This window comes from uncultured Nocardioides sp. (assembly GCF_902805925.1).
GTDB lineage: Bacteria > Actinomycetota > Actinomycetes > Propionibacteriales > Nocardioidaceae > Nocardioides.
On record NZ_CADCUP010000010.1, the window covers coordinates 1 to 3,161 of the forward strand.

At 73.4% G+C, this 3,161-nt stretch carries 4 protein-coding genes; 3 read left to right on the plus strand and 1 reads right to left on the minus strand.

What is annotated here, in order from left to right; all coding sequences use genetic code 11:
* Positions 1 to 164: 164 nt before the first annotated feature.
* Positions 165 to 1,097 (minus strand): Ppx/GppA phosphatase family protein, encoded by a 933-nt coding sequence (locus QZX64_RS00615; protein ID WP_295656099.1) that lies wholly within the window; start codon positions 1,095 to 1,097, stop codon positions 165 to 167.
* Positions 1,098 to 1,130: 33 nt separating this feature from the next.
* On the opposite strand from QZX64_RS00615, the gene QZX64_RS00620 reads away from it, so the two are divergent.
* The 3 genes from QZX64_RS00620 to QZX64_RS00630 form a co-directional block, all read left to right on the plus strand.
* Positions 1,131 to 1,892: a hypothetical protein gene (locus QZX64_RS00620; protein ID WP_295656100.1), complete on the plus strand. Its 762-nt coding sequence runs from the start codon at positions 1,131 to 1,133 to the stop codon at positions 1,890 to 1,892.
* 190 nt (positions 1,893 to 2,082) lie between these two features.
* The gene (locus tag QZX64_RS00625; RefSeq protein ID WP_295656101.1) at positions 2,083 to 2,721 is read left to right on the plus strand and encodes a VOC family protein; all 639 of its coding nucleotides are present in this window, start codon (positions 2,083 to 2,085) and stop codon (positions 2,719 to 2,721) included.
* Positions 2,722 to 2,738: 17 nt separating this feature from the next.
* Positions 2,739 to 3,161 (plus strand): class I SAM-dependent methyltransferase (locus QZX64_RS00630; protein ID WP_295656102.1); only part of this gene is annotated, 423 nt, incomplete at its 3' end.

The window sequence follows — 3,161 nt, forward strand, 5'->3', positions numbered from 1 at the left end:
CCCGTGGTGGTCGGCGAGCTCGGCGACCGCCGTGGTCTGCTGGGAGAGGGCGTCCATGCCGACCATCACCTCGACCGCGTCGTACCCCAGGGAGGCGGCGTAGCCGAAGGCGTGCGCCGTCGACTCGGGGTAGACCGAGGCGGTGGACAGGCCGATCGTGACGCTCACAGGACCCGGATCCGGTCGAGGCGCTCGAGGATCACGCCCTCGCGCAGCGCCCACGGGCAGATCTCGAGCTCGGTCAGATCGAAGATGTCCATGACCGCCTCCGCGACCAGGGCCCCCGGCACGATCTGGTGCACCCGGCTGGGCGACACGCCCGGCAGGTCGGCGAGGTCGTCGGGTGCCAGCGCCAGCAGCTTCGGCAGCCACTCGGCGAGCGCCGCGGCGGGCAGCGACCGCGGCACCAGCGGACCGTCCCCGGAGGGTGCGGCGCCGCAGATGCGGGCCAGCGAGCGGAACGTCTTCGATGTCGCCGCCGCCCGGTCGGGGGTGCCGGGGCGCAGCAGGTGGCCGGCGTCGCGGGCGATGTCGGCACGGATCTGCCGGCGCAGGCGGCGTACGGCGTCGTCGTCGGGCGTGGACCCGCCGAACCACCGGCGGGCCAGCCGCGCGGCGCCGAGCGGCAGCGACCACGCGACGTCGGGCTCCTCGTCGGTGCCCCCGGCGATCTCCAGCGAGCCGCCGCCGATGTCGAAGACCGCGAGCCGGCCCGCGGACCAGCCGAACCAGCGGCGTACGGCGAGGAAGGTCAGGCGCGCCTCGTCCTCGCCGGACAGCACCGCGATGGCCGTGCCGGTGCGCTGCTCGACGTGGGCGAGGACGTCGTCGGCGTTGGCGGAGTCGCGGACGGCCGAGGTGGCGAAGGCCAGCATCTGCTCGCAGCCCTTGTCCTCCGCGACCTGCATCGCGCCGGCGGTGAAGGAGGTGAGCGCGCCGATGCCCGCGGCGGTCACCGCGCCGCTCCCGTCGAGGTGCTCGGCCAGCCGGAGCGGCTCCTTGTAGGAGAAGGCCGGGAGGGGCGCGGCGCCGCGGTGGGCGTCGACGACGAGCAGATGCCCCGTGTTGGAGCCGATGTCGAGGACGCCCAGGCGCATGGGGTCCAACCTAGTCGACAGTAGGTTGAGGGCGTGCCTGAAGTGGACCCGGTCTTCCCGCGCGCATGGGTGGAGTTCGTCGACCCGGCCGACGCGAGCCAGGTCTTCCGGTGCGACCTGACCTGGCTGACGTCGAGCTACACGTGCATCTTCGGGCGGGGCTGCCAGGGCATCTACGCCTCCTCCCCCGACACCGGCTGCTGCACCCTGGGCGCCCACTTCTCCGACAAGGCCGACGAGCGGCGGGTCGCGGGGTTCGTCGCGCAGCTGACGCCGGCGCAGTGGCAGCTCCACCCGGGGCGCACGGTGCGCCGCTCCGACTGGGTGGAGGCCGACGACGACGGCGAGCGCAAGACGCTGGTCGTCGAGGTCGACGGCCAGGACGGCTGCGTCTTCCACAACCGCACCGACTTCCACGCCGGCGCCGGCTGCGCGCTGCACACCCTCGCGCTGGAGCAGGGGCGCAACCCGCTGGAGACCAAGCCCGACGTGTGCTGGCAGCTGCCCATCCGGCGGGCGTTCCGCACCGTCGAGCGGCCCGACGAGACGTCGTACACGGAGGTCAGCATCGGGGAGTACGAGCGCGCCGGCTGGGGTCCGGGCGGGCACGACCTGGACTGGTACTGCACGGCCAACACCGAGGCGCACGTGGCGCCGGAGCCGCTGTACGTCACCAACCAGCCCGAGCTGACCGAGCTGATGGGCCCGGCGGGCTACGTCGAGCTGGCGCGGCACTGCGAGGCGCACCTGAGGTCGCGGTCTCTGCTCGCGATCCACCCGGCCGACCCGCACTAGGCCCGCCGCCGCGGATTGACCTTCGTACTGGTTCCTCGCGGTTTGGATGCGTTGCAACGCCCGCTAACCGAGGGGATCCCCGGATATCCGGGGATCCCCCACCACCCGCCCGCACCCTCCAGAATTCTTGACATCAAGACACTCGACCCCCAGTGTCCCGGCCGGCGGATGCGCGGATCAGAATGCTGGCATGCGCCTGGACCACCTCTCGTACGCCGCCGGACCGGACGGCCTCGCCAGCACCGCTCGGCGCCTGGGGGCACTTCTCGGGACCGACTTCCTCGACGGTGGGGTCCACCCACGCTTCGGCACACGCAACATGACCCTGCCGCTCTCCGAGGGCACCTACCTCGAGATCGTCGAGGTCCTCGACCACCCGGCCTCCGACAAGGCCCCGTTCGGACAGGCCGTGCGGGCCCGCTCGCTGCTCGGCGGCGGCTGGCTGGGCTGGTGCGTCTCGGTCGACGACCTCACCGTGGTGGAGGCCCGCCTCGGCCGCGAGGCGGTCAAGGGCAATCGCCACCGCCCCGACGGCACCGAGCTGCTGTGGCAGCAGATCGGCGTCAACGGCCTGATCAGCGACCCGCAGCTGCCGTTCTTCATCAAGTGGGAGGTGCCCGCCGAGCTGCACCCCGGCCACGGTGGCTCAGGGGCGTTCTCCCTCGCCTGCCTCGAGATCGCCGGTGACTCCCATCGGGTCAGCGAGTGGCTCGGCCAGTCGGTGGAGCAGCCGCTCGAGGACGTCAAGGTCGACTGGGTCGCCCCGCACGGCACGCCGGGCGTGCTCGCGGCGAAGTTCCAGACGCCGGCCGGCCTCGTCCGCATCTGAACCCGGCGGGGCTGACCGTGCCGGGGGCCGTCCCGAGCCCCAACATCTGGCACCACCCGGCGACGTACGAGCTCGAGAACCGGGCCGCCGACCCCGACGGCCGGCTCCTGGAGGCCCTGCGGTCGGTGGCCGACTGGGCGGGCCGCGACGTGCTGGACCTCGGGTGCGGCACCGGCTTCCACCTGCCGCTCTGGGCGGCAGCGGCGCGGTCGGTGACCGGCGTCGAGCCGCACCCCGACCTGGTGGCCATCGCCCGCCGGCGCACGCGTGCGCTAGCGAACGTCTCGGTGCTGGCGGGGCTCGCGGAGCGCATCCCCCTGCCCGACGCGAGCGTCGACTGGGTGCAGGCGCGCCTGGCCTACTTCTTCGGTCCGGGCTGCGAGCCGGGGCTCCGCGAGCTCGGGCGCGTCGTACGCCGCGGCGGCACGGTGTTCGTGATC